The 25,372-nt window shown below is 67.6% G+C and carries 25 protein-coding genes and 1 pseudogene; 10 read left to right on the plus strand and 16 right to left on the minus strand.

Annotation, left to right across the window (positions count from 1 at the left end; genetic code table 11):
- A pseudogene (locus tag NBRGI_RS24770) lies at positions 1–342 on the minus strand (lipase); the annotation flags it as partial.
- Between the two features lie 251 nt (positions 343–593).
- Complete coding sequence (locus NBRGI_RS24775; protein ID WP_148310942.1) at positions 594–1,799, minus strand: esterase/lipase family protein; 1,206 nt, start codon at positions 1,797–1,799, stop codon at positions 594–596.
- 279 nt (positions 1,800–2,078) lie between these two features.
- Between NBRGI_RS24775 and NBRGI_RS24780 the strand changes: the two genes are divergently transcribed.
- Entirely contained in the window at positions 2,079–3,089 is a 1,011-nt protein-coding gene (locus NBRGI_RS24780; protein ID WP_051728015.1) for an FAS1-like dehydratase domain-containing protein, read from the plus strand.
- A gap of 4 nt (positions 3,090–3,093) precedes the next feature.
- Here NBRGI_RS24780 and NBRGI_RS24785 read toward each other — a convergent pair whose 3' ends face one another.
- From NBRGI_RS24785 to NBRGI_RS24800, 4 genes are read right to left on the minus strand one after another with little or no spacing between them, the layout of a single operon-like run.
- Positions 3,094–4,116 (minus strand): LLM class flavin-dependent oxidoreductase, encoded by a 1,023-nt coding sequence (locus NBRGI_RS24785; RefSeq protein ID WP_029899612.1) that lies wholly within the window; start codon positions 4,114–4,116, stop codon positions 3,094–3,096.
- A gap of 37 nt (positions 4,117–4,153) precedes the next feature.
- Positions 4,154–5,191, minus strand: a complete 1,038-nt coding sequence (locus NBRGI_RS24790) for an alpha/beta hydrolase (RefSeq protein ID WP_029899613.1) — start codon at positions 5,189–5,191, stop codon at positions 4,154–4,156.
- Positions 5,188–6,138, minus strand: a complete 951-nt coding sequence (locus NBRGI_RS24795; protein WP_029899614.1) for an acyl-ACP desaturase — start codon at positions 6,136–6,138, stop codon at positions 5,188–5,190. The genes NBRGI_RS24790 and NBRGI_RS24795 overlap by 4 nt, the downstream gene beginning before the upstream one ends.
- A gap of 57 nt (positions 6,139–6,195) precedes the next feature.
- Positions 6,196–7,167 carry a transcriptional regulator gene (locus tag NBRGI_RS24800; protein ID WP_235211093.1) on the minus strand — a complete coding sequence of 324 codons (972 nt, stop codon included), beginning with the start codon at positions 7,165–7,167 and terminating at the stop codon, positions 6,196–6,198.
- Between the two features lie 535 nt (positions 7,168–7,702).
- Here NBRGI_RS24800 and NBRGI_RS24805 point away from each other — a divergent pair.
- Positions 7,703–9,250 (plus strand): acyl-CoA carboxylase subunit beta, encoded by a 1,548-nt coding sequence (locus NBRGI_RS24805; protein WP_029899616.1) that lies wholly within the window; start codon positions 7,703–7,705, stop codon positions 9,248–9,250.
- A 278-nt stretch (positions 9,251–9,528) separates the two neighbouring features.
- Here NBRGI_RS24805 and NBRGI_RS24810 read toward each other — a convergent pair whose 3' ends face one another.
- The 6 genes from NBRGI_RS24810 to NBRGI_RS24835 all read right to left on the minus strand — a co-directional run bounded on the left by NBRGI_RS24810 (position 9,529) and on the right by NBRGI_RS24835 (position 15,943).
- Positions 9,529–10,113, minus strand: a complete 585-nt coding sequence (locus NBRGI_RS24810; protein ID WP_148310943.1) for an Rv1733c family protein — start codon at positions 10,111–10,113, stop codon at positions 9,529–9,531.
- A complete protein-coding gene (locus NBRGI_RS24815) occupies positions 10,110–10,754 on the minus strand; it encodes a TetR/AcrR family transcriptional regulator (protein WP_029899618.1) in 645 nt (214 codons plus the stop codon). The genes NBRGI_RS24810 and NBRGI_RS24815 overlap by 4 nt, the downstream gene beginning before the upstream one ends.
- Positions 10,755–10,812: 58 nt before the next feature.
- Complete coding sequence (locus tag NBRGI_RS24820; RefSeq protein ID WP_029899619.1) at positions 10,813–11,751, minus strand: helix-turn-helix domain-containing protein; 939 nt, start codon at positions 11,749–11,751, stop codon at positions 10,813–10,815.
- Between the two features lie 105 nt (positions 11,752–11,856).
- Positions 11,857–12,924, minus strand: a complete 1,068-nt coding sequence (locus NBRGI_RS24825; protein WP_029899620.1) for a fused (3R)-hydroxyacyl-ACP dehydratase subunits HadA/HadB — start codon at positions 12,922–12,924, stop codon at positions 11,857–11,859.
- A 214-nt stretch (positions 12,925–13,138) separates the two neighbouring features.
- Positions 13,139–14,569, minus strand: a complete 1,431-nt coding sequence (locus tag NBRGI_RS24830; RefSeq protein ID WP_029899621.1) for a lipase family protein — start codon at positions 14,567–14,569, stop codon at positions 13,139–13,141.
- Between the two features lie 198 nt (positions 14,570–14,767).
- Positions 14,768–15,943 (minus strand): lipase family protein, encoded by a 1,176-nt coding sequence (locus tag NBRGI_RS24835; RefSeq protein WP_029899622.1) that lies wholly within the window; start codon positions 15,941–15,943, stop codon positions 14,768–14,770.
- 342 nt (positions 15,944–16,285) lie between these two features.
- Between NBRGI_RS24835 and NBRGI_RS24840 the strand changes: the two genes are divergently transcribed.
- On the plus strand, positions 16,286–16,528 hold the full coding sequence (locus tag NBRGI_RS24840; protein WP_029899623.1) for a hypothetical protein: 243 nt from the start codon (positions 16,286–16,288) through the stop codon (positions 16,526–16,528).
- Positions 16,529–16,711: 183 nt separating this feature from the next.
- Here the strand turns inward: NBRGI_RS24840 and NBRGI_RS24845 are convergent, their stop codons facing one another.
- Positions 16,712–17,821 (minus strand): lipase family protein, encoded by a 1,110-nt coding sequence (locus NBRGI_RS24845; RefSeq protein WP_036560691.1) that lies wholly within the window; start codon positions 17,819–17,821, stop codon positions 16,712–16,714.
- A gap of 252 nt (positions 17,822–18,073) precedes the next feature.
- Between NBRGI_RS24845 and NBRGI_RS24850 the strand changes: the two genes are divergently transcribed.
- The 4 genes from NBRGI_RS24850 to NBRGI_RS45420 all read left to right on the plus strand — a co-directional run bounded on the left by NBRGI_RS24850 (position 18,074) and on the right by NBRGI_RS45420 (position 20,121).
- On the plus strand, positions 18,074–18,535 hold the full coding sequence (locus NBRGI_RS24850; protein WP_036560694.1) for a DUF2599 domain-containing protein: 462 nt from the start codon (positions 18,074–18,076) through the stop codon (positions 18,533–18,535).
- Between the two features lie 32 nt (positions 18,536–18,567).
- Entirely contained in the window at positions 18,568–19,257 is a 690-nt protein-coding gene (locus tag NBRGI_RS24855) for an SDR family oxidoreductase (protein WP_029899626.1), read from the plus strand.
- Between the two features lie 34 nt (positions 19,258–19,291).
- On the plus strand, positions 19,292–19,594 hold the full coding sequence (locus tag NBRGI_RS24860) for a putative quinol monooxygenase (protein ID WP_029899627.1): 303 nt from the start codon (positions 19,292–19,294) through the stop codon (positions 19,592–19,594).
- A 296-nt stretch (positions 19,595–19,890) separates the two neighbouring features.
- The gene (locus NBRGI_RS45420) at positions 19,891–20,121 is read left to right on the plus strand and encodes a hypothetical protein (RefSeq protein ID WP_226887355.1); all 231 of its coding nucleotides are present in this window, start codon (positions 19,891–19,893) and stop codon (positions 20,119–20,121) included.
- A 442-nt stretch (positions 20,122–20,563) separates the two neighbouring features.
- On the opposite strand, the gene NBRGI_RS24875 is transcribed toward NBRGI_RS45420, so the two are convergent.
- Positions 20,564–21,451, minus strand: a complete 888-nt coding sequence (locus NBRGI_RS24875) for a helix-turn-helix domain-containing protein (protein WP_029899629.1) — start codon at positions 21,449–21,451, stop codon at positions 20,564–20,566.
- Between the two features lie 88 nt (positions 21,452–21,539).
- The gene (locus NBRGI_RS24880) at positions 21,540–21,761 is read right to left on the minus strand and encodes a DUF397 domain-containing protein (RefSeq protein ID WP_029899630.1); all 222 of its coding nucleotides are present in this window, start codon (positions 21,759–21,761) and stop codon (positions 21,540–21,542) included.
- An 859-nt stretch (positions 21,762–22,620) separates the two neighbouring features.
- Between NBRGI_RS24880 and NBRGI_RS24885 the strand changes: the two genes are divergently transcribed.
- The 3 genes from NBRGI_RS24885 (at position 22,621) to NBRGI_RS24895 (ending at position 24,852) form a co-directional block, all read left to right on the plus strand.
- The gene (locus tag NBRGI_RS24885; RefSeq protein WP_014984799.1) at positions 22,621–22,857 is read left to right on the plus strand and encodes a hypothetical protein; all 237 of its coding nucleotides are present in this window, start codon (positions 22,621–22,623) and stop codon (positions 22,855–22,857) included.
- Positions 22,858–23,064: 207 nt separating this feature from the next.
- Positions 23,065–24,327 carry a PucR family transcriptional regulator gene (locus tag NBRGI_RS24890; protein WP_029899631.1) on the plus strand — a complete coding sequence of 421 codons (1,263 nt, stop codon included), beginning with the start codon at positions 23,065–23,067 and terminating at the stop codon, positions 24,325–24,327.
- 90 nt (positions 24,328–24,417) lie between these two features.
- Entirely contained in the window at positions 24,418–24,852 is a 435-nt protein-coding gene (locus tag NBRGI_RS24895; RefSeq protein ID WP_029899632.1) for a CBS domain-containing protein, read from the plus strand.
- A gap of 2 nt (positions 24,853–24,854) precedes the next feature.
- On the opposite strand, the gene NBRGI_RS24900 is transcribed toward NBRGI_RS24895, so the two are convergent.
- Positions 24,855–25,277 (minus strand): pyridoxamine 5'-phosphate oxidase family protein, encoded by a 423-nt coding sequence (locus NBRGI_RS24900; RefSeq protein ID WP_029899633.1) that lies wholly within the window; start codon positions 25,275–25,277, stop codon positions 24,855–24,857.
- Positions 25,278–25,372 lie beyond the last annotated feature (95 nt).

Consider the following 25,372-nt stretch of genomic DNA (forward strand, 5'->3'; position numbering starts at 1 on the left):
ACGCGGATGCGCCGCGGTCGGCCGGCAGTTCCAGTCGTTGCTGCCCGGCGGCGCCGCGTCCGGATGGAACAGGCCGTAGCCGAAAGCCGCCAGGAACGCGCGCTGCGGCGGACCGTGACCGACGGTGTCACTGGCGAATCCACCGGACAGGCCGGAGATGCTGTCGGACGCGGCGATCGGCGCGGGCCGCCCGCGCACACCGATCAGCTCGGCGAGCCGCGCGGCCACCGACGGCTCCGGCGGTGCGGCGCGCACGGTCGGGGCCGCAAGCCCGAGCACGAGCATCGCGACACCTGTCAACACCGCGGCGATCGACCACCGACCGGCGGACCTTCGTCTCATCGCACGCCTTCCACTGCACACCTTGCCGAGAACTGCCGCACAACAACACGATCCGGTGCGGGGGCCCGGATCCCCTGCACGTGGTCCCGGACCTGCCCGCACCGGATCGGCGCGACTTCGAGCAAAACAGCGCTCGATGGAGGCGATGCGACAGCTCGGCCAATGGCCGGTGAATCTCGTTCAGTCCCCCTACAACGAGTACAGACCGAGCGGCGCGTGCGATCGCCGCTCGGTCGCGCACCCGTGCGTAGCTACAGCGATCCGCCGCCGCCGACCACCCACGGGTTGAATGTGCACTCCAGGTTCGGATGACCGACCGGGTCGAGCACGCGCAGCGCGATGGACAGGGAGCGCGGCGAATACATCATCGTCAGATGGTCCGAAAGGTCCTGTTCGCAGCCGTCCTGCAGGGTGATGTTCTGCACCGTGGCGCCCGGCCCGGGCTGCAGGAACGTCAGCGGGTACGGGTTGGTGACCTCGTCGTAGCGGGTGCCGACGATCGTGTAGTCCACGCCGGGCACGGTGTCGCCGTTGGCATTGAGCTGGTTGACGAAGTCCGAGCCGATCGTCTGCTGGATACCCGCGTGCCCCACGAAGATCTCGATGAAGCCGAGGATATCGATGCCGAGGTTATTGATCGCCCGGCCGAGCGCGCCGATGCCGTCGAGCGAGGTGCCGTGGTGGGTGGCGCCGTAGGTGATCAGATTCTTCGTCTTCTCGGCCCCGCCCTCGAACTTGGTGTACCAGTTGGCCATCGAGCCGCCCTGCGAGTGCGCCACGATGTCGACCTCGCTGGTGCCGGTGGCCGCGAGCACCCGGTCGACGAAGACGGCGAGCTGCTTGGCCGAATCCTGGATGTAGCCGGTGCCCATCACGCCGGGCAGCACCGCGCCGAGCCCGCCGCCCTGGATCACGCTGGAGCGGCCGTAGTTGAACGTGAAGGTACAGAAGCCCGCGTCCTTGATCGGCTGGCCCATGTAGGCGTAGCCGTTGTAGGCGTTCATCCAGGTGCCGTGCAGCAGCACGACCGGGCGCGGATGCGCGGCGGTAGGCTTGCAGTTCCAGTCGTTGGCGCCGGGCGGCGCGGCGTCGGGATTGGCCAGGCCGTAGCCGAAGGCCGCCAGCCAAGAGGTCATCGGCGGCCCGTAACCGACTGTGTCACTGGCGTATCCACCCGAGAGCCCCGAACTGCTGCCCGATCCGCCGTAGCAGTTGCCGGAACCGTTGCCCGAACCCGCGCCACTGCCGGAGTTGCACGCGGAACCCGATGAACTGCCCGAGTCCGCGACCGGCGCGGCCTTGCGACCCGCCGCGATGTAATCGGCCAGCTCTTGTTCGGTCGGTTGCGCTGTGGGTTCGGCGTTCGCGCCGACACCTCCGACGCCGAGCACGAGCACCGAAACACCCAGCATCACCGCCGCCGCGAGCGTCGAACGGCCTGAGGTACTTCGCTTCATTGCATACCTTCCTATTTCGAGCAGAAGATCTCGGACGCGCTGCCGAAATTCCGCTCGACAGCGTGGAAACTGCGCCAACGCTAAATCCGGGAGAAAGTGCGACCTAGCTCACGCCGGGGTATCTGGACAGCTCACCAATGTCGTTGTCGGGCTTAGGTAAACGGCACAGTTCGCCGGCACCGGAGCTTTTCCCAAACACAGCGGCCCGCGGATCGTGAATTCTCCAGAAAAGCTGCCGACCAGCAGCCCTCTCCCCACGCGCGAGCCGAGTATGGGCCGATGACCGAGGTGAACACGTGGACGCCGGCCGACCAGCGGTGCCGGGCGACGGCGCCCTATCTGGTCGATGCCGCCCGGATTCGCGAATTCGCCCGGGCCGTCCAGGATTTCCATCCGGCGCACTGGAGTACCGATGCCGCCGCCGAGCTCGGATTCACCGGCCTGGTCGCCCCCGCGACATTCGCCTGCGCCATTCTCGGCGATGCCCAGAGCGAATTACTGGATGCGGCGCTCGCCGACTGTCGACCGGCCCGAATTCTGCACGCGGATCAAGTGTTCGATGCCATGCGGCCGCTGGTCGCGGGTGATCGGCTGACCGGCGACCTTACGATCGAGTCATTTCGCCAGTTCGCCGATTACGACGTCCTGACGATCAAGAGTGTGCTCACCGACCAGCACGGCGCGCCGGTGCAGACCGGCTCCACCGCACTGCTCGCACATACCGGGTCGAGCGGACCGCGCCTGGCCGAGACGGTCCGCGCTATCAGGACGCGTGCGCAGTCCGCGCCTCGTCCCCGGCGCACCGGGCGTCGTCTGCCCACGCGGCTTCGGACTACGCCATTCCAGCTGCGCCACAATGCCTTCCATACCCTGACCGTGGGCACCATGCTGCCCGCACAGACGGTTCGGCTCTCCCGTGACGACATCCTGGACTTCGCCGCGATCGTCGGCGACCGCGCCCCCGACACTCCCGGCACAGCGTCGGCCACGGACTACACGCTGCCCGCGAGCACCGCACCGAGCATGCTGAAACTCGGCTTGGCCGCGGCCTTCGTCGGCTCGCGTCTCGGCGAACCGGCCGCGATCACCCGGCTGCGCGCCCAGTTCGCGCACTACACGCACTATCTACGGATCGGCCCGGCGGCGACCTGCGAGATCGAATTCACCGGCCGGGTCACCGCGGTCGACGCACGGCGCCGCCGTGCCACCATCGCGATCGACGCCCGGTCCAGCGGCCGCACGGTATTCGGCTATGCGGCCGCCGAAGTCGCGTTGCCCGTACAGGATTGAGTGTTCAGGCGGCCGATTCCGTTCGCGCGGAGGTCAATCCGGCCACCCGGGCCAGCCGCCGGTGCGACTCCAGGCGCGCCGCGCGATCGTAGGTGCTGGTGTGTACCAGGATCTCGTCGGCGCCGGTGGCGCTCACCCATTGCTCGAGTTGTTCGGCGACCTCGTCTTCGGTGCCGTGCACGTGCCCGGCCGACGACTCCTCGAAGATCCGGCGTTCCCGCTCGGTCATGCTCATCGCCTCGATCTCCGCGGGCGGGATCAAGGCCGGAAACTCGCCGCGCGTGCGCGAGTACGCGGCCGACCACGCCTCGGGGAGCAGCAGCCGCCGCGCCTGCTCGGTGGTATCGGCGATCACGACCGAGCCCGAGACCATGACATACGGCTCGACGCCCCAAGCGGTGGCCTGGAATCCGTCGCGGTACCGCGCGATCGCCTCGATCATCCGATCCGGCCCGCCGACCGCCGCGATCACCAACGGCAACCCGAAACGGGCCGCCCGCTCCGCGCCCGACCCGGTGGCCAGCAGGAACGCCGGGACCCGCAGACCCTCGGCCGGCCAACCGTGCACGCCGTGCCGACCGTGGGTGAAGTAGTCCAGCAATTCGGTCAGCTGCGCGTCGAAGTCCTCGGCGTCGCGTTTGTCGTGTCCGAGGGCGCGCCGGACCCCGTCGGTGAAGCCGACCGAGCGGCCCAGACCCATGTCGATCCGGCCCGGATACAGCGATTCCAGCACGCCGAACTGTTCGGCGACGATCAACGGCTGATGGTTGGGCAGCATGACTCCGCCGGTGCCGATCCGGATGCGCGCGGTCGCCGCCGCGGCGGCCGCGGCCAGCACCGTCGGCGCCGACCCGGCGACGCCGGGCACGCCGTGGTGCTCCGACACCCAGAATCGGTGATAGCCCCATTCCTCCGCGAGCCGCGCGAACTCGATCGTGTCGCGCAACGCCGCGGCATGGCTCTGGCCGCGCCGGACGCGGGAGCGGTCCAGGACGGAGAACCGGACGGAGGGAAGTGCCGAGGTCATACCAGTCTCAACGCGTGCGCCGAGCGGTGATTCCCCGTCACTTCGGCGACGGCAGCGCCAACGCCTCGGCCAAGACCCGCCAGGCCCGCGGCAGCTGGGCTTCGAAATCAGGCCAGGTGTGCATGCCCTCGGGCGCGTATTCGACGACGGCGGGGATCTTCAGCTCGTGCAGTCGCCCCGCGAAGCGTTCAGTGCAGGTGCGCGCCCCCGCTTCCAGCGCGGCGCCGCCGCCGGCCAGCCGCAGCGCGTCGACGATCGACGGCGACTGCGCGATCGACACCAGATCGGCGCCGGTCGGCGTGCCGGTGGCGGCCGACAGATAGATCGCGGTGCCGCGCAGCGCCGACGCGCCGAGCAGGCTGTCGTGGGCGGCCCACTCCGGAGAAGTCGGTGGCCCCCAGAGGTTCTCGACATTCCCGCCGCGCGAGGCCACGGTGATCGTGGTGACCGCGTGACCGAGCGGGTCGGCGGTGGAATAGCAGCCGCTCATGCCCGCGACGGCGCGGTAGCGACCCGGATGGCGCTGCGCCAGCATCATCGCCGCCTGCGCGCCCATGGACACGCCCGCGATGGCCCGGCGTCCGTCGGCCTTCAGCAGCGATTCCACGATCGGCGGCAGTTCCTCGGTCAGGAAGGTCTCCCACCGATTGAGTCCGAGCGCGGTGTCGTGGCGCACCCAATCGCTGTACATGCTGCCGGTACCGCCGCTGGTCAGCACCACGTCCACCGGCTTGTCCGCGAAGAACTCCGCCGCGCCGCCCTTGCTGAGCCAGCCCGAGGTGGTCTCGCCGTCGACGCCGTCGAGCAGATACAGCGTCGGGCGCGGTGCCGCGCCGGTGCCGCGCAACACGTCCACCTCGATCACCCGGCGCATAGCCGCGGACGCGATCTTCAGGCGGTCCCGCTGCGGTCCGGTGCTCTCGATGGACAGCAGTCCGGTCCTGGTCATCGCGGGATCGATCGCGGGCGGCGGAGCGCTCGGCACACCGGGCACGTCGTCCGCCTGCGCGGGCACACCGGCCAGCACGGCGATGGCTACCATCGCCGCCGCGGTGATCGGCCCTCGGGTACTCATTGCGCCGCGGCGGCTCGTTCTGCCTGTCTTGCCGCTACTCGGTCGCGTTGCTCCTCGAATCGCGTTGCCTTCTGCGCCAATTCGTCGAGGTAGGCTGCCAGCTCGTCGCGTGCGCGTTCGCCGTCGCCGGACAAATCGGTGCGCTCGAACACGCGCCACGCCCGTAAAACCGGCTGTACCACGGTGTCCAGGTGTTGCCGGAGGTCGTAGATGCCATGTTTGGCGAGCACGACGGCGTTGCGGCGGAAGTTCGGCTGGGTCAAACCCGGCATCTGGAAGCGCGTGACGATATCGGTGACGGCACGCAGCATCTCGTTCGGCAGCAGGTCGAGTGCCGCGGCGCTGATGTTGCGGTAAAAGATCATGTGCAGGTTTTCATCGGCGGCAATACGTTGCAGCATACGCTCGGCGACAGGCTCATTGCACGCGATACCGGTGTTCCGGTGACTGATTCTGGTGGCCAATTCCTGGAGTGTCACATAAGCGACAGAACGCAGAAACTGCGGTCCTTTAACGGGTTTCGCGATACCCGTCGTCATATGCGCCATCCTGGCCTGCTCCAGCGCCACCGGGTCCACCGCGCGGGTGACCACCAAATAGTCGCGCATGACAATCGCGTGCCGGTTCTCCTCGGCAGTCCAGCGCCCCACCCAGGTGCCCCAAACACCGTCGAGGGAGAACGATTCCGAGATCTCCCGGTGATAGGAGGGCAGATTGTCCTCGGTGAGCAGGTTGGTCACCATCGCGATCCGGGCCACCGCGGTGAGCTTCGATTGCTCGGGCGCCCAATCAATTCCGCCGAGCGCGGCGAAATTCCGCCCATCATCCCAGGGCACATAGTCGTGCGGGTGCCACGCCTTGGTCTTGCGCAAATGATCATCGAGCAGGCGCTCGGCGACCGGTTCCAGTTCGCGGAGAATATCCGTATCGGTCAACGCGGTGGTCACTCGCACTCCTCTGCTCGGCGCGGTGCGCACGCCGATTTCGACGATAACGCGGAAATATCAGGCCGAACGGCCTATTTCGTGATCATTGGTGGAGGTGACGACCGGAACTCGGCCCGGCTGTTCGGCATCACAATCCGGCGCCACCACCGGCTCACAGACCCGATACAGACCGGGCGGCCGGCCCGCCGCCCGCATCCGGTCGAGCAGGTCGTGGGTGTGCGCGGCCAATTCGGGGATGCACGCGGTCTCGCCCGCGGCCACCACCGCGGTCAGCGACACCTCGGCGGCCTCGCTCAGCAGGGTGAGCACGTCGGCCGTCATCGCGGGCGCGCCGACCCGCGCGTGCGGGGCGTCGACCGGAACCAGGATCGTCCCGCCCGCCGCCGAGAGCAGCGGCAAGGCCCGGGACCCGAGCGGATCGGCCAGCGCCGCCTGCAACCTGCGCAGTTTGCGCCGCGCGGCCACGGTTCCGGCACCCGGTCTTCGCTCGTCCGGGTGCGCCGGGATGTGCAGCGCCACCACCTGATACCGCGCGGCGATCGCGATCCCGGTCTGCGCCGCCAGCTCCCCCAGTGCGTGCCCGCCGAGCAGCGCGGCGACCAAAGTCTGTGCAGCGGTCTGGTGTTCGCGGGCGACCAGCCGATGCTCGTCCACATAGGCGGTCGAGGCGGTGAGCGTGACCATCTCCAGTACCTGCAAGATCAATTGCGCCCCCGCGACCAGCTCGTCGTTCTCGGTGCCCGCGGCGACGAATTCCAGGCCGGAACGGATTTCGTCGTGGTAGGCGCCGAGCACCGTTTCCAGTGCGACGCCCTCGCGCGCCGATCGTGTTGCGATGCCCGCGATTTCGGGTGGTTCGCCCAGCGCCGCCTGCCATCGTGGCGTCCGCCGCTCCACCGCCGCCACCACACAGTTGCGCGTGGTCCGCGCGACGTCGCCGTGCAGACCACCACCGCTGTGTTGCGCCAAGTAGTCCAGCAGTTTCGACGCGAGACTCTCGGTGCCCGAACTCATCCGCATAGCCGTCATGACTGACAAAGGCTAGCGACGGATCGTGATCGAATCGGGATACGCCGGAGGAATCGGGTAAGTCATCAGCCTTCGCTGCTCCCATTGGGCGAAATCACAAGCCTGCGAGTGATTTTCGACATAGCGATCGCTTCAGTGCGGATTTCTTCTGTTGACCGGCAACACAATACGTTCACCGCGATATCCGGCCGATGCCCGATCCCCCTCGGCACCAGGGAATGACGCAGCGCCGACCGCGCATTCCGGCGCTGCGTCGAGCCCACCCTAGAACCCGCCGCATGCCTTCAAAAGGTGAAGCCGCGGCTGTCATGAACACTCATCGCAACCTGCGGCGACGGCTGGTGTTTCGCACAACTCGCGCCCGAGTACGCAGGTCGCACCGAGGCCCGCCGGACCGGAGCGGGAGCCGGGTAAACCTGTGAACTGTCCCATCGGTAACGACCGGCAGGTGTGCAGCGACACGGTCCACGGATACCATCGAGCGCTGCGCCCCCGTCCGGCGACGCGGCAAAGTTTTCGAAGGGCTACACCACACATGAGCGGTACGCGAGACAAGCTGGAAGAGCTGCGGGGGATCCTGGAGCTGGCCGAGGAACCCGCGGGCGAGACCGGCATCGCGAAACGCAAGGCGAAAGGCATACCCAGCGCCCGCGAGCGGGTGCGCGCGCTGCTCGACACGGGCAGTTTCGTGGAGATGGGCAAGCTGGTTCGGCAGCCGGGCGCGAACAACGCGATGTACGGCGACGGCGTCGTCACCGGCCGCGGCACCATCGACGGACGACCCGTCGTGGTGATCGCGCACGACCAGACCGTGCACGGCGGCTCGGTCGGTGAAATGTTCGGCCGCAAGGTCGCGGCCGCGATGGAGTTCGCCTACGAGAAGGCCTGCCCCGTGGTCGCGATCAACGACTCCGGCGGCGCCCGCATCCAGGACGCCGTGACTTCGCTGGCCTGGTACGCGCTGATGTGCCGGCGTCAGGAGGAGCTGTCCGGATACGTGCCGATGGTGGCGATCATGCTCGGCAAGTGCGCGGCGGGTTCGGTGTACGGCCCGGTCAACATGGACGTGCTGGTGGCGACGGAGAAGTCGTACATGTTCGTCACCGGGCCCGAGGTGATCAAGGCGGTCACCGGCGAGGTGGTCAGCGCAGAGGAACTCGGCGGCGCCGCCGTCCAGGCCGTGAACGGCACGCTGCACCACGTCGCGCCCGATGAGCAGGCCGCGTTCGACTGGGTGCGCAACTACCTGAGCTATCTGCCCACCAGCTGCCTGGAACAGCCGCCGCTGGTGAACCCGGGCCTGGAGCCGGAACTCACCGCGCACGACCTGGAACTGAACTCGATCATTCCGGACTCGGACAAGGTCGGCTACGACATGCACGAGGTCCTGCTGCGGATGTTCGACGACGGCGAGTTCCACGAGATGGCCGCGGCCACCGCGCAGAACCTGATCACCGGCTTCGCCAGGGTCGACGGCCGCAGCGTCGGGGTGATCGCCAACCAGCCGCAGGTGCTCGGCGGCGCGCTGGACGCGCAGTGCTCGGACAAGGCCACCCATTTCATCCGGCTGTGCGACGCCTTCGGCCTGCCGCTGGTGTTCGTCGTCGACACCCCGGGCGTGCTGCCCGGCGTCGAGGAGGAACGCAACGGCGTCATCAAGCGCGGCGGACGGTTCTTCCGCGCGGTGATCGAAGCGACCGTGCCGATCGTGACGGTGGTGACCCGCAAGGCCTACGGCGGGGGCTACGCCGTGATGGGCTGCAAGCAACTCGGCGCCGATATCAGCCTCGCCTGGCCGACGGCACGCATCGCGGTGATGGGCGCGGAGAGCATGGTCGGCATCATCGGCCGCAAGCAGCTCGAAGCGACCCCGCTCGCGCAGCGCGCCGCCGCGCGCGAGCAGATGATCGACTTCTACAACGCGACCATCGCGACGCCCTGGATCGCCGCCGAGCGCGGGTACGTGGACGCGGTCATCGAACCGGCGCAGACGCGCCTGGAGATCCGTAAGGCGCTGCGGTTGCTGCGGGAGAAGGACACGGCGAAGCCGAATCCGCGCAAGCACAGCCTGATGCCGGTGTGACTTGGAATGGCCCGGTTGTGTTGTCTCACAACATAACCGAGTCTTCGTTCATCAAGTATCCGGGATAAGGTCGCACGCATCGCCGGGCTGGACTTCGGTCCTCTAGTGTCATTTTCGTGCCCGGTCGTCGTTCGCCGCGATAGAACCCCGGCACCGCAGCGGGCCCGTCGCCTGCACCCTACTGGGCGCTGCCGGACGTAGTCCGCCTTCAGCCGCGCACGGCCGGAGCGGATGCGGAGGTACGCCTACCCTCGTCGGCGGGCACGCTGCACTATTCTTCAGCTGTGGCTACCCCAGCGCAGATCGGCTGTGGCCCATTCCATTTCCCACATCCGCAGGCGCTTGCGGTCGAGGCGGTGACGCAGTCCGAAGTAGCAACCCGCGAGGACCGTCACCGCGCCGAAGAGGGCGCCGCCGGTGAGCAGCACCGCTTTGCTTAGGGCCTGGGTTTCCGACGGCGGCTCGACGATGCGGCCGGCGCCGTTGAGCCAAATGGTCACGTTCTGACCGGGTTCCACCACCGTGGTCGACTGATAGTCCTCGGTGTGCGCGATCCCTTCGGCGTCGGTCCAGGACACCTTCGCCGGCATGATCGGCGCGTACAGCGGCGCTTTTCCGGTCGCGGTCACCACCGCCTCGACCCGGTGCAGTTCGGCGATTTCCGCTTGCACCGCAGCGGTTTCGGTGCGATACACGGTGGCGCCCACGGTCAGCACCAGCAGCGGCACGAGCAGCGCGAACAACAGCAGCAATCCGGCGGCGACCAAGGTTTGCACGCGATCTTCTCTGCGGCGCATCGGGTTTCGATCCAGCCCGACGCGGCGGCAGGTCCTGCGGTACATATTCACCGACCCTGTGGTCATGACGGTGACTCCTCGTTCCGGAATTCGGTGGTGAGTGCGACCAGGGTGTCGAAGTACCCGTCGATCAGGTCGGGCAAACGATCCGGATCGTCGCCGGCGGCCCAGGTCTGCAATGCCGCCATCAACAAGCCCGCGCCCGCGGCGACCGCGGCGGCCGGACGCAGGTCGAGCACCGGGTCGACACCGAGTCGTCCGGCGATGATCCGCACCGATTCTCGCTGACCCTCGACCCGGATTCGCTGATATCCGGCAAACAATTCGGGCTCGTCTTCGAATCGCTGGAATAACGTCCACCGCCTGGCCAGCCGCACCGACCGCGCGCCGCCGTATTCGGCGTCGAACCAGTCGTGCACGGCGTTGCGATATGCCGCCAAGGGCGACTCGCCGAGCGGCCGACGGCAGAGCGCCTCGTTGAAGAGGTGCACGTCTTGGTCGACCTCGCCCAGCACCGCCTCGGTGATGGAGGCGAAATGCCGGCTGAAGGTGCGCCGGGTGACACCCGCCCGTACCGCGATGTCCTCGACGGCCACCGCGCCCAGACCTCGCTCGTTCAGCAGGTCGAACGCGGCACGCGACAGCGCTTCCCGGCTGCGCCTGGTGCGCAGCCTACGGCCATCGAGATCGACACCGGTGTCGCTCATACCCGCAGCTTACCACCTTATTGTCCCGTCGAGACAATACTTCGCGGACGGTGGTGGATCAGGCCGGACCGGCGGGCTGATCGAGAATCCGCGGCTGCCGCCTGCGCAACGCCTCCAACAGACCGACGGTGTACTCCGGGGGCGCGGCGTGCACCGAAAGTTGGTTCGCCACAGCGCGATACGCGTCCAGGTCGACCTGCTTCTCCAGATAGAGCGCGCTGGTGAGCTGCTGCAGATAGACGATGTCGGGCAGATCCGATTCGGCGAAACGCAGCATGGTGAACGCGCCCTCGGCGAGCGCCGGGCCGCCGACATGGTCGGCCAGTACCTGCAGGGTGACGTTCGGCCGGGCCACCGCGCGCAGCAGGTGCTCGATCTGCGCGTTCCACACCGTGGAGCCGCCGATCGGGCGGCGCAGCGCGGCCTCCTCCACGACCACCCACAGCTGCGGCGGGTGCTTGCGGTCCAGGATCTCCTGCCGGCCCATGCGCAGCGCGACCCGTCGCTCGATCGCGGCCTGCGGCTCACCCGAATGCGCCAGCGAGAGCAGCGCACGCGCGTATTCCGGTGTCTGCAACAGTTCCGGCACGGCCCGCGGTTCGTACGAGCGGACCAGTGTCGCAGCCTGTTCCAAGCCCAGGTAGGTGTCGTACCACTTGGGCAACCAGTCACTGTCGCGATGCCACCAGCCCGACGCGTTCGCCTGCTGCGCGAGTTCCAGGTATTCGTCGATTTCCGCCGGATCGGTGACCTGGTAGAGGTGCAGCAGATCGATCAGGTCCCGCTCACGGAAGCCGGTGCGGCCGAGCTCGAGCCGGCTGATCTTCGAATGCGAACCGCGGATCGCCTCGCCCGCGTCCTCCCGGCTGATACCGGCCGTCTCGCGGAGTTTACGCAGCCGACCGCCGAGCACCATGCGCAATACGGTGGGTCCGCCCGCCGGCGTCGCGCCGGCGCGCGACGTATCGGTCGACTGTCGTACTTCCGCAGCACGCATTCACCGAGTCTGCCATGTGAAGCTTGTCGGTTTCTACTGACCGAAGACCCTGGCGCTACTACGGCGAGTCGTGCTCGATCTGCGCCCGATCCGTCCGCGCCCCGCTCAGCGCAGTGCGACGTCGGCTGTCGCACGACCGAACAGCTTCCGGCCGTCACACGTGGCCGTGAGCGCGACGGTTGCCGTGCGCCGTTCGGCGTCGAGATCTTTGATCTTGCCGCGGAATTCGAGCACGCTCGCCTTGGTCGCCGCGACGGGCGCGAACCCCGCGAACCGCACGCCGTATCCGGTGACTGCGGCCGGGTCGCCCAGCCAGGAGGTGAGGTATCCGGCGCCGAGTCCCATCGTCAGCAGGCCGTGCGCCACCACGTCGGGCAGCCCCGCGCTGCGCGCGACCTCGTCGCTGAAGTGGATCGGATTCGAATCCCCGGACACGCCTGCGTAATTCACCAGATCACCGCGTGAGAGCAGCACCGAACGCGGCGGCAGTTCCATGCCCACCGCGAGGTCCTCGAAGCGGGGCACGGTGTGCGGGGTCCTGGCGCGATCGCGCGGATCGGCCACGGGCGTTTCGTCGAAACACTCGACGATGCCGGATTCCTCACCCAGGCTCGCCCGCCGCGCGGCCGCGTCCAGCCGGTCGGCCCCGGACTGACCGGTCATGATGACGCCGTCGACGGCGGTGCGCAGTTCGGCGGCGATCGCCACGCCGGTCTGCGCCACAGCGGTCGAGGTCGCGGTCTGCAGCAGTTCCTTGTGCTGGTTGGTGAGCACGTTCCTGGTCACCATGAAGTCTTTGTCGCCGAACTGCCGGAACGACTCGATGTACGAGACGCATTCGAGCCGGTCGCCCGCCAGGACCGGCCGATGCACCTGGATCGTCTGCTCGGTCTGCAGCACCTGACCGATGTCGTAGGCCGTCAGTACGGACTCGAACATCTTGCGCTGCATCAACATCAGCATGATCGAGGTGAAGGTCATCGGCGCGAGCAGACCGTCGTAGCCGAGTTCGGCCGCGGCTTCCTCGTGCCAGTGCGCCGGATGCTGCTCCTGGACCGCCCGCGCGAACTCGCGGATCTTCTCGCGCCCCACCTCGTAGTGCTCGGTCATCCGATAGTGGCGGCCCACCAGGGCCTGTGCCTGTTCCGACGCGGTGATCGTGATGTCGTTCATGTGCCTCTTTCGCGAATCCGAAGCGTCTAGCTCGCCCGGACCGGCCAACACTACCGAAACCGCGGCCGAGTCGCACAGCGCGGGCGGTGGGTCCGGACGCCGCCCGATCGCCCTTGTGAGTTGTGGATCGTCCGTCTTACATCGCGGCCGCGGCCGTGATCTGTAACAAAACCGTTCAGGGGCCTGGACAGCCCACCGCTACCGTGGCAAATGCTCAGCACTCGTTCGGTGCGTCGAGGCCTTGCAGCCGTTGATCCAGCCAGTGCATCGCCTCCGGGTAGCCGAGCCCGGCCGCGATGATGTGCTCCCCCGGCACGCTCCGATACACCGCGGGCACGCCGAGCGCGCACTGCTCGCGGTAGAGATTGCGCGCCCCCTCGGCGGGGATCCAGAACTCTTGTTCCCCGTTGTAGATGTAGAGCGGTGTCGCCGAAGGCATCCCGGGCATCCTCGTCACCTGGTAGATCTCGGTCGCGAGCGCGGAATGCAACGGATCGGGGATGTTCGCGGCGATGTCGATCGGCAGCATCAGCACACCGATCGCCCCGTAGGTGCTGCCGCACGCGTTCTTCAGCGGCGAGGTCGCCACCCATTGCGCCAGGTTGTTCATCCTGGTCAGGATTTCCGGTCGTTCCCGGCCGATCCCGAACACCGCGGCCATGAACACCGCCGAGGCGAGATTGCCGTTCATGCTGCGGGCGAGGATCTCATAGTCGGCGGGCACCCCGCCGAGCGCCGCGCCGACGATCCGGTCGGTCAGCTCCGGCGCGTAGCCCGCGATCAGTTTCACCGCGCCGTGCGTCGCGATGGCGCCGCCCGAATAGCCGGTGAGGCCGAACCGGCTGGCGCCGAACTCTTCCGGCAGCAGCGCACGCACCGCGCGGATCGCGTCCAGCACGGCATGGCCTGCGGTGACCGGCTCGGCATAGGCCATCCACGGACCCTCGTGATCGGGGATGAGCACCGCATAGCCGCGCAGCGCCGCGATATGGGTAGTGGGCGGAATGAAATCGGTGACGCTGGTTTCCGAGTTCAGGCCGTGGGCCAGTGTGTATCCGGGAGTGCAGACCCGGCCGAGCGCATCGATCGGCAGGTTGTTGACCACCACGGGCCGCGGGCCCGGGCCGGGCCACGTTGCGGCGGGCACCACGAGGGTCGCGGTGGCGAAGGAGGGATTGCCGTTGGCGTCGGTGGTCCGGTACTTCAGCAGCTGCGCGCGCTGGATCGGCAGCACCAGCAGGGGTGCGGTGGTCGCCGTGACGTCCCTGACCTCGATGACCTCGCCGAGCGCAAGGTCGGCCAGGTTCGCCGGCCACGCGTCGAAGATCGGGTCGCCCACGTTCTCCGGCCGCACCGCGGCTCGCAACGCGAGCACCGGCGCCGGCGCACTGGTCGCCTCCCATACCGGCGACGGTTCGATCGGCGCGGCGGCGATCGGCGGTGGCGGAATGACCTGATCGATCAATTCATGCAGGGGCGCAGGCGCGTTCGGCAACGGCACGTCCAGAAGCTGCGGAAAGAGTTCGGGCAGCGACGGCAACGCGGGCAGACCGGGTGGGGCAGGCGGCGGCTCGGCGGCCGCCTGCCCCGACATGGCCGGGTACATCAGCAGCAGTGCCACGGCAATGGCGGAAAAGCATCTCATGGCACACGCCTTTGGGTGCGAACATCGGGTTACCCTGGCGCCCGGAGATGCGACCTTCGGCCCTCGGAAAGTCCCCTTTGCTACCGAGGCCAGATGGTCAGGCTAACCCGCCCGGTCCGCGCGATCCCCGCAAAGCGGCCGAGTCGTAGGAGACACGTGGCCGAACCGCAACAACCGAGCCGAGGATCCCCGTTTCGTTCAGCAGTTGCTCGGGGCCCGCTCCCCACGGAAGCGCGCGTCCAGCCAACCCAGTGCCGCCGGGATGCCCAGCACCGCCGCGGTCAGGTGATCGGGCACCGGAATCTGCTCGGACTGCACGGTCGCACCCGCTGCACACCAGCGCCGATCGGTGTTCACCACCGCGTCCACCGGAATCAGGCCGTCGATCGGCGAATGCCACTCGAACACCGGTGTTTTCGGCACGCCGTCGTAGAGTTCCAGGCTGTTCTCCTCGACCACGCCGCGCGCGGTGCTGTCGTTGATCATCGAGGTGGTCTTCGCGAAATCGAGCGCGCCGCGACCGGCACCCGCTGCCAAGATGTCGTTGGTGCAACTGTTCGCGATCTGCGCGCGAGCCGCGAGACCCCGCTCGTTCAGCTGATCACTGAGCGGAAAGCGGTCGGGGTATTCGCGTTCCAACCCCAGACCGGCCGCCAGTGCCAGTCCGAACACCGGATGCGAGCTGAGTCCGAGCGCTTCGAGCATCTTGACCAGGTTCATCGGCACGCCGCCCATCGCGGCGCCGGCCAACTCGAGCTCCGGCGCGTACCTCGGCGCCAGCGCGGCCGCCCACGCGGTGGCCATGCCACCGCCGGAGTAGCCGACCATCGCGGTCTTGCTGTGCCGCACACCGAGTTCGGCGACCTGTTTGACCGCGCGGATGCCGTCCAGGGTGATCTGCCCGCCGAGTTTCGCGGCGCCGTAGGCGAAGTTCGGGCCGAGATGGTCCGGCAGCGCGACCGTCCAGCCGCGCTGCAGCAGCACATTCCAGCCCGGCGCCTCCCGCACGACCAGGTTCGGGTCGCCGGTGTAGAGGACCTTGGACACCGAGCACTCGGCGCCGAGCCCGTTGATGATGTGCTGGAAGGAAAGCAGCGGCCCGTCCGGCATGTGGGCACGCGGCGTGAGCACGGTGGTGGTCGCGGCGATGGGCTTGCCCTCGGAACTGGTGGAACGGAACCGCACCAGGGTCACCGTGGTGTCGGGGAAGATCGGCAGCGGCGGCATCGGCTTGGTGGCGAGCACGTCGCCCGGCTGCCGGTCCGCGATATCCGACGGTGTCGCGTAGAAGGGATCGGGATCGGGGGCCGGATAGAGCGGTGCGCTGTGGCCCACTCCCGCCATGGTCGCCACCAACATCACACCGGCCGCCATGGCGCCGAATGCGCGGCCGAGTCGGGTGCGGGACGCTCCCCCCGCCGAACGTGGGGCCTGGCTCATCGATCGGTACCTCTCGAATGGTCCAACGTTGTGATCATCCTCGACAATTTCTCCGTCGAGCGGCACCGGCTGCGGAGATCGTGTTGAGAATTCACAAGTTTGGAGCGACCGGTCTGTGACGTGGCGGCGCATTCGCTCGTGACGCAGCCCCATCGACCCCTAGCGTCCCTGTGACATGTCCAGCCAACAAGACGGAACATGTTCTAAGCCATGGTGTCCCCCTTACCTTCACACTTACCGGAGCGGTTACCGGCCGGCGGAAAAGGAGACGGTGGCATGGACGGCACTGCACACAGACTCGCGTACGACTCGCACGTCGAGGAGGCGCCGACTCGGCGGGTCACCGTCTACTTCGACGGCCCGACCCCCGAGGACGCGCTGATTCTCGAATACGCCGCGAGCAACACCGAAGCCTGGGAGTTCACCTCGGCCGCCCTGCATGCCGGACTCACCGTCACCGTGGACGGCAAGGTACGTCCCGGATTACGCCGACTCCCCTGCCGATCCCTGTGGCACTGAATATCTTCCGCAACGAAACGGCCGGAAATTCGCCATTCTCAACATATTCTGCACATCAGCACGGTGCGCATCCGTGCATCGCGTGCACTTATTCCTCATTCTTCCGTGAATTCCGAACATCGAAACACGCAACGACCGCGCTCGAGCGCGAACTCGAGCGGTCGTTGCACCCGATGCGAATCGTCAGGCCGGATCGAGGACGCGATGCAGGAACGCCAGCGAGTCGGGCAGCGAGGTCCGGGCCGCGCCGAGATGGTCGCCGGGATAGACGTGGGTCTCCAGGTCGGTGCCGGACAGATACAGCTCGGCGATCAGCTTCGCGGTCAGCGGCGCGGGCACTTCCATATCGGTCAGACCCTGGCCGATGAACAGCGGGACGGTATAGCCCGAGGTCGGAATCTGCAACATGGCCCGGGCGGCGGACCACAGCGCCGGATCGTCGAGCGGCTTGGCCAGCATCGCCCCGATCGGCACCTCGGCCAGCCGCGCGTTGGCGTCGGTGATGCATTCGGTCTCCACCACCCGCAAAGCCGCCAGACCGGTCGGTGTCAGATAGCTGTCGACGTCGAGTTCCGGTGCGCTGGCCCGCAATCCGGCCAGCAGCATCGCCACATAGGCGGGCGTCTTCTCCAACGGCAGGCGCGGAATCCACGGTCCCGCGATGGCGATCGCCAGCTCGAGATTCGACGGCGGCCCGGTGGCCGCGGCACCGCGCAGCTGCAGTTCCGGCGCGTCGGCCGGCGCGAGCGCGGCGGTGAACAGCGCCGCCTGCGCACCCTGCGATTGGCCGAGCGTCGCCCATTTGGCGCCGAGCTCCGGCCGGATCGTTTTCGCGGCGCGGACCGCATCGATCACGCTGCGCGCCTGCGACGGTCCGTCCAAGTAAGGATGCGTGCCGGGCGTGCCGAGCCCGACGTAATCCGTGATCACCACCGCGTAGCCGGCACGCAGCAGCTCGGGGTACAGCGTGTCGAGATAATAGGGCCGGGGTTCCAGGGTGAACGCGCACTGATCGGCGATACCCGTGGTGCCGTGCGCGTAGGCGACGATCGGCCAGCCGCCCGGCGGCGTCGGTCCCGGTGGCAGGTAGACCACCCCGGTGCTCTCCATCGGTCCGCGCGGTCCGCGCGACCAATAGGTCAGCCGTTGCGCGGTCGCCGCGCCGTCCACTCGAAATCGCCCGGTGAGTTCCGCCAGCTGCGTCACCGTTCCCGGTGCCTCGCCTGCCCCCGCCGTCGCCGGCGTTGCCAGCGCGACCGCCACCGAGACCACGACTCCAACCGCCCCAGCCATGATCCGTGTACACATCATCGACCGACTATCCCCACCCGGCCGACCGACGGCAAGCCACCACAATCAGTGGCCTGAGCGGGGCCTCGAGGTCGGCGACTGTCGAAGGTACCGGGTGGTCGCTAGGCTCAGGTGGTCAGATCCACGGACGCGACGGCACCCGGCGCCGACGCGGAAGGAGCCCGAATGGAGTGCCCGGACCGGTCGGTTCGCGTCCACCGTCACAGCGACTCGGCACGTCGGGCCCGTGCTCTCGTGCTTCTGTGCGGCGCACTGCTGCCGGTGCTCGCAGGCTGCGGCTCCGACGACCCGGCCGCGATATCGCCTACCGCCACAACGACTCCCCCCGCCGGCACGCCGAGCCCGCCCCGCACGGCCGCCGCGACGCCGACCGTCGATCCCTATGCCGGGCTGCCGCTGATCGACCGACTCACGTGGACCGACACCATCGACGGTGCTCGGCTGCTCGTCTTCCCCACCGACGCCGGACGCAAGACCACAGCCGCCGACGCCGAGGGCCGGGCTTGGCGCGAGGTGCTTACCCGCTCGCCCGAAGCGGGTACTCCCGGAATGGACGACCAGTTCCGCTGCCATTGGATCTGGGCCCGCCTGATCCAGCCGGACAAGCCCAGCTGGAATTTGGAACCGTGGCGCCCGGCGGTCGGCTATCAGGCCACCGTCGACGCCCAGTGCAACCCGGGCGGCCCCGAACGTTGAGGCGGACCGCTCGCTACCGAAAGGACGTAGGCATGCGCGTTGTCATCGCAGGGGGGCACGGCAAGATCGCCCTGTTGCTCGCCCAGCTGCTCACCAGCCGAGGCGACCAGGTCGCAGCCCTGATCCGCAAGCCGGACCAGGCCGACGACATCATCGCGACCGGTGCCGAACCCGTCCTGCTCGACCTGGAGCAGGCCACGCCGGACGACCTGCTGGCTGTCGTGAACGGTTCGGACGCAGCGGTTTTCGCCGCGGGCGCCGGGCCGGGCAGCAGCGCGGCCCGCAAGTACTCGGTGGACCGGGACGGCTCGGTCCGGCTCGCCGAGACCGCCGAACGCGCCGGCGCCCGGCGCTTCGTGCAGATCTCCAGTATGGGCGCCGGCCAACCGCCCGCGACCGGCACCGACGACGTCTGGGCCGCCTATATCGACGCGAAGACACAGGCCGAGGAAGACCTGCGCGGGCGCGATTTGGCGTGGACCATCCTGCGCCCGGGGCGCCTCGTCGACACCGCCGGTAACGGATTGGTCACGCTGACCGGACCCCCGGTTCCCCGGGGCGATGTCCCCAGAGCCGATGTCGCGCAGGTCATCGCCGCGTTGCTGCCTGCGACCCACACCGCGGGCGCGACGCTCGAACTCGTCGCGGGCAACACACCAGTTGACCGCGCGGTGGCCGCACTCGCCGGGGGCACGAACGGTGGTGCCGCCCTTACCGATTGACGTTGCAGTCGACGTTCTCGATAGGAGAGGAACTGTGTTCAGCCGCATCGTGTCCATGAAGATCCGGGAGGGCGCCCGCGCCGACTTCCTCGACGCCATCTCGCGCAGTGCCGTGTCGTCGGTCCGCGACGAGCCGGGCTGCCTGCGCTTCGACGTCTGCGCCGACCGCCTCGACCCGCACCGCTTCTTCCTCTACCAGCTCTACACCGACGACGAAGCCGCCGAGGCGCACCGTTTCACCGAGCATTTCCTGGCCATGCGCGCCGCGGCCGATCGTTTCGTCGAGCCCGGCACGCAGATCGACTACAGCACCGATGTCGTTTTCGGCGCGAGCTGATGAATTCCGCGTAACCGCCGCTTCAGCAAACTTTCAGACGCTAATCATGCACGTGCGCTTGCAAATCGATCGTGCAGATGTACTTGCATATGAAAGGTACAGCGACCTAAACTCAGTCCCGCAACGCTTTACAGGGGACAACCAGGGGAGGCCGCATGGGCGAGCCGAAGGCCGAAGTCGCCGTGGGTCCGCTGCCGCCAAACGTCAGGGGCGTTCGAATGAACCAACCACTTTCCGGCGTCCGGTTCGGCATAGCCGATGTCGCACTGGTCGACCAGCCAGCGAACGGTACAGAAATGATGAGCACACCGTCGGCCCGGAGCGGCCACAGGAACAGCGCATACTCCCGGGAGACCGCCGTCGCGTTCGTCATCGACGCCGTCGAGTCCACCGGCGCGGCCACCCGGCACGATTTCGATATCGACCGGATCGTCACCACCGCGCACGATGTCGTCGACGACTGGGATTTCCACACCATGCAGCCTGCGACGTTCTGGCGGATCGCGTCCAGCTTCATCCGGCAGTAGCTCCACCGGGCGGCTCGGCGCGCCACGCATGCCGAAATGCCTTGTCCCGCAAGCCCTGAGCCATCTTGCTCCACTGGCGATGATTCACCCTCGGGCACAGGGCTTGCGGCGCAAGGCCTTACGGCAGGTAGTGCCGCCGAGCCGTCCGACCCAGTTCGGACCGAGTAACCCCTCGCTCGTGCCGAACCACGTACCGGCGCTCGCACCGACACCCTCGGTGCGGGCGCTGCGTCGTTCGGCGCGCGCGCCGAATCCGGCGGCACCCGAACCGAACAGCCGGGGCCGACTGTGAAAGTGGAGGCCGGCCATGGATCGTCACGTGACAACACTCGCGCCGTGCTCGACACCCGTCCGCTACCGCGACAAAGGGTCTGAAAACCGGAAAACCACGCCCGTCCTCGTGGCGGTGCGTGGCGTTCTGGAAACCCCGTCGCGGGGTGGCTCATAGTTCTGCGGCGTAACCGGCGAGGATCTCCATCGACTTCTCCGGCCGCTCGGCCTGCACGCTCAGCCGGTCCATCACCGACAGGTACAACGCCAGATCCTGCCTGCGGTCCAGGTACAGCGCGCTGGTCAGATGTTCCAGGTACACGATGTCGGGCAGTTCGGCCTCGGCGAAGCGCAGAATGCTGAACGAGCTACCCGCCGCGGCGTGTTCGCCTGCGGAATAGGGCAGCACCTGGACGGTGACATTGGGCAGCTTGGCCAGTTCGATCAGGTGCTCGAGCTGTTCGCGTTGCACGCGCGGCCCACCGACGGGCCGGTGCAGCGCTGCTTCATCGATCACCGCCCACACGACCGGCGGATCGGCCCGGTGCAGGATTTCCTGCCTGCGTTGCCGAACCTGAACCCGCCGATCGGTGTCGGCGTCCTCATACCCGAGCGCCACCACTGCCCTGGCGTATTCGGGTGTTTGCAGGAGTCCCGGAACAAGATGCGCTTCGTACGTGCGGATCTTGCTCGCGGCTTGTTCGAGGCCCAGGTAAGTACCGAACCACTGGGGCAGCAGGTCGCTGTAGCGATGCCACCATCCGGGCTCGTTCGCCTGCCTGGCCAACTCGAGGAACCGCTGGCGCTCCTCGGCGTCGGTGACGCCGTAGAGGGTCAGCAGATCCCGGATATCGCGTTCCTTGAAACCGGTGCGGCCCAACTCGAGACGGCTGATCTTCGCGTGCGAGCCACGGATCGCATCGCCGGCGGCCTCGCGGGTGATGTTCTTGCTCTCCCGGAGCTTGCGCAGCTGACCACCCAATGCGATGCGTAGCACCGTCGGGCCTCGTTCTGCGACAACGGCATCGACCTGACCATCGTCATTGGGTTCAGCGATCATTGAGTTCGTCTCCGATACTCGAGGTTGCCCGCAGCATGTCACAACCACCTGTCGCGAAACACACCGCACCGATCGCTAATGCTACCGCTCAGCTCGTCAAATAGTCGAACTCCCCCGCCTTCGCGCCGCGGACGAACGCGTCGATCTCCGGACGGGTGTAGAAGAGCGTACCGCTCTCCGGATCACGCGAGTTACGCACTGCGACCTGGCCGTTGGTCGCCTCGGCGACCTCGACGCAGTTACCGCTGGGGTTGCTGAACGAGCTCTTACGCCAGGTTCCGATGACCTTGTTCATGGCTGTATCCGACATGTTCCCCACTCCTCAGTATCGCCAGTTGTTGCAAATCGGTTCGTGCATCTGCACTCTCAAACGTTCTTGCATTTGCACCAACAGTTTGGACGATAGCACGATGTTCGCCGCTGCGCCTCTACTAATTCGGACCACTCGGTCCGAGATCTGAGGCAAGCCTGTTTCGACCCGGCGGTACGAACCGCGCGGCCCGGCGCGCACCCGCTTGACCTGCACGAATCCCTAACAGTCGCAACACGGATGGAACCCATGGGACATGCACGCCAAGGGCGCGAATCGACCATTCCGAGGCGCCGCCAGGCGCGTGCCAGGGCGCCGCACCCGCCCGGCGGAGCCATCGTCGGCCCACCGCCCCCGCTTCGGCCACCTCCGGTCCGAGGCACATCCGGAGCTACCGAACGAGCGGCGAAGACCGTTCCGTGACCAATCGAGTCACGGTGCGGCGCGAACCGGTCCGAGGTGTCGACCTATATAGAGGACAACCCGATCGCGCGACCTCATCCCCGCAAAGTCCCGCGTCAGGCCCACCATCGACCCGCCGCGCCGGGTCGGCTGCCCGGAACCGTGCGGAACAACCGATGGACGCCACGGCCTCCGGGCGTCTGCGCGCCGGCGCCATCGAGCAGCTATCGCGTCGGCCCATTCGCCCGATATGCCCCCGAGGTTCGCGACAGCTCGTCGCGAAGACGTTTTCCGCCTCGTTCCCCCATGTTCATCGGCGGCGTCTGTGCAGATGTACTTGCATCTGTAAGCGACGGCGGCCTAGACTCGGTGCCATATCGGGGAGGTACGCAGGGAGTTCGAGCCGGCGGCGCCTACACAGCAACCTCCCCACATGCCACACGCGAGGGGCGGTCGAATGAGCCAGCCATTCCGGACTCCCCGCCGGGTCGCCGTCATCGGCGGCACCGGCGTCGAGCTGCCGCGGCAATGTCCTGCACCGGAGTTCCCGGTGTCCGACTGCGGTGTCGAACCACCGGGCCTCACCTATCGACTGGCGCGTGACATTCTGTCGGCCCACGAAGTCCACGGCCCGCAATGCCGGCAGTGGCTCGCTGCCGCCGCATACCTTTCCGCCGGCCTGGACGACGAGTAGCAGCCCGATCAATTTCCGCCAGAGTAGCGTCGTGACTGCCAAATGTCTTGTGCACTGTGCCAGGTCATGACCAGACGACTCGATAATGTCGTAGGCTCCCAATAGATCTCATCGATAAGCCACCACGCGCAGCACCCTTTCGTATAGTGAGCCGAACGATTCGGGCACCCGTTCTTTTCCGCCCGACGTGGCAATGGAGCGACCCGAATGACCTTCTCCGCGCTGGATCTTTCCGCTGATTCGTCCGACACAGCGCTCGAAATCGGCGGCCGGCCGGCCTCGATGCCGCTACAAAATACCGACCGGGTTGCTTCGCGAATGGTGGGATATTTCGCCACCTGTATGGCCCCGTGTCGCACCCTGCCCGGCGAGCAATTACGCGGGGACGTCACGAAACTCACCCGCAGCTGCCTCGGCCTGGTCGCGGAAATGTTCGATCGCCGGGCCGTGCCCGGCGACGAACGGCTCGGCGAGGTCCGCGAGGCGGCCACCCAGTGGGCGCGGGAAGGCGTGCCGCTCAGCACCATTCTGCGCGGCTATCACGAGGGCGTGCGCATCGCGTTCGGTCTGGTCACCGCGCCCGCGAAGGCCGACGACGTGCGCGAACTGCTCGTCGCCAGCGATCTCATGCTGGAGCTGCTCGAGGCGGTCACCGCCGCGGTGGCCGACGCCTACGTCGAGGAACAGCATCTCGTCGCCAAGGAGCACCAGACCGCCACGCAGACGCTGGCCTCCGCGCTGCTCAGCGGGCGCGGCAGCTCCGCCCTCGCCCGGCAGGCCGGCATCCCGATCGCCGACGCGTATCAGGTTGTCGCGCTGTCACTTTCGGAACACGCCGACGAGCGCGACCCGCGGGTCGACGCGCATGTCGCAGCCCGGCGCAAGCTCCGCAGGCTGCAATCCGCGCTGGCGACCGTGTTCGCCTCCCGCGCGCTGGCGCTGCTCAGCACCAAGGGCGGCACCATGCTGGTCCCGATCGGCGAGGACGGCGAAACCACCATGACCGCAGAGACATTGGCGCGACTGGCCGAGGCGGCCGAGGTGCCGCTCACCGCGACCGTCGTCGCCAGCGACACCGACGAGGTGCCCGAATCCGCCGACCAGGCCCACGAATTGCTCAATCTGGTGCGGGTCGGTGGCAAGCCCCCTGGCCTTTATCAGATGGCCGACCTCGCGGTGGAGTATCAGCTCACCCGCGGCGGTCCGGCCACCCGGCGCATCGCCACCGTGCTCGCCCCGCTCGACGCCCACCCCGAGCTGTTCGAGACCATGCGCGCCTACCTCGGCAACGATATGAACCGGCAGCTCACCGCACGTCAGCTGTACGTGCACCCGAACACCGTCGACTATCGGCTGCGCCGGATCGCCCAGCTCACCTCGATCGATCTGGCCACCTCCGCGGGGATTTCGCAGGCCGCGATCGCGCTGCTCGCCCGCGATCTGGACCGCAGCGTCACCCGTCGCCTGTGACCCGGCGTGACCCGTAACGGATTCGTGCTGGCCACCGGGACCTCGACTTGGGATCCTGAAACTGCCGCGCGGACGTCTGGATGGTGAAGCATGCGAATAGCCGAGATCTTGCGTAGAAAAGGATGCGACGTGGCCACGGTCGCACCCGACACGACGGTACGGAGCCTGCTGGCCACGCTGGCCGAGCACAATATCGGCGCGGTGGTGGTGACGCCCGACGGTGACGGGATCGTCGGCATCGTCTCCGAACGCGACGTGGTGCGCACGCTGCACGCGCGCGGCGCCGAGCTACTGGACACGGCGGTCGCCGACATCATGACCACCGACGTGCGCACCTGCGGTCCCGACGACGAGGTGGACAGCCTGCGAAACACCATGACCGAACACCGGATTCGGCATCTGCCGGTGGTCGGCGAGGGCAGGCTGGTCGGCATCGTCAGCATCGGCGACGTGGTGAAGAGCGCGATCTCGGAACTGGCCACCGAGCGCCAGCACCTCGTCGAGTACCTGCAGGGCAAGTACTGACCCTAGATGCTGCCGAGGTCCTTGGACAGCCAGTGCTCGGGTCGCAGGTAGACCACGACCTGTTCGCCGAAGTCCGCGGCCTGCTTCAGGTACGCGTCGACCGCGTCGCCGCTCAGATAGCGCTCGACCATCTCGAGGTGCAGCGCGTCGGTGATCGGGGTGATCTTGGCGACCGGCCCCTCCACCGTCACGTAGCGCACGCTCGGCTCGGTGCGCTGCACCATCAGGGTGAACCGCCCGGCCGCGTTGATGGCGCTCAGCTTCTGTGAATCCGCCCCGGTGAGCAGCCACGGCTCGCCGCCGGGTGCGTACTGATACCAGACGGGCACGGTCAGTGGGCCGCGATCGGGGCCCGCGGCCACCGACAACGCCGCGATATGCGGCTGGGCGAGGAACTCTTGACGCTCTTTCAAGGTCAAAGCCATGACCCCCAGACTAGCCGGAAACCGGTGGCGTGAAAGGCATTGCCCACGAGAAACCTTCGAGACCTCAGGAAAAGTGCGTATCGTTGGGGGCGTCC

The sequence above is a fragment of the Nocardia brasiliensis IFM 10847 genome (genome assembly GCF_000710915.1).
Taxonomy (GTDB): Bacteria; Actinomycetota; Actinomycetes; order Mycobacteriales; family Mycobacteriaceae; genus Nocardia; species Nocardia brasiliensis_A.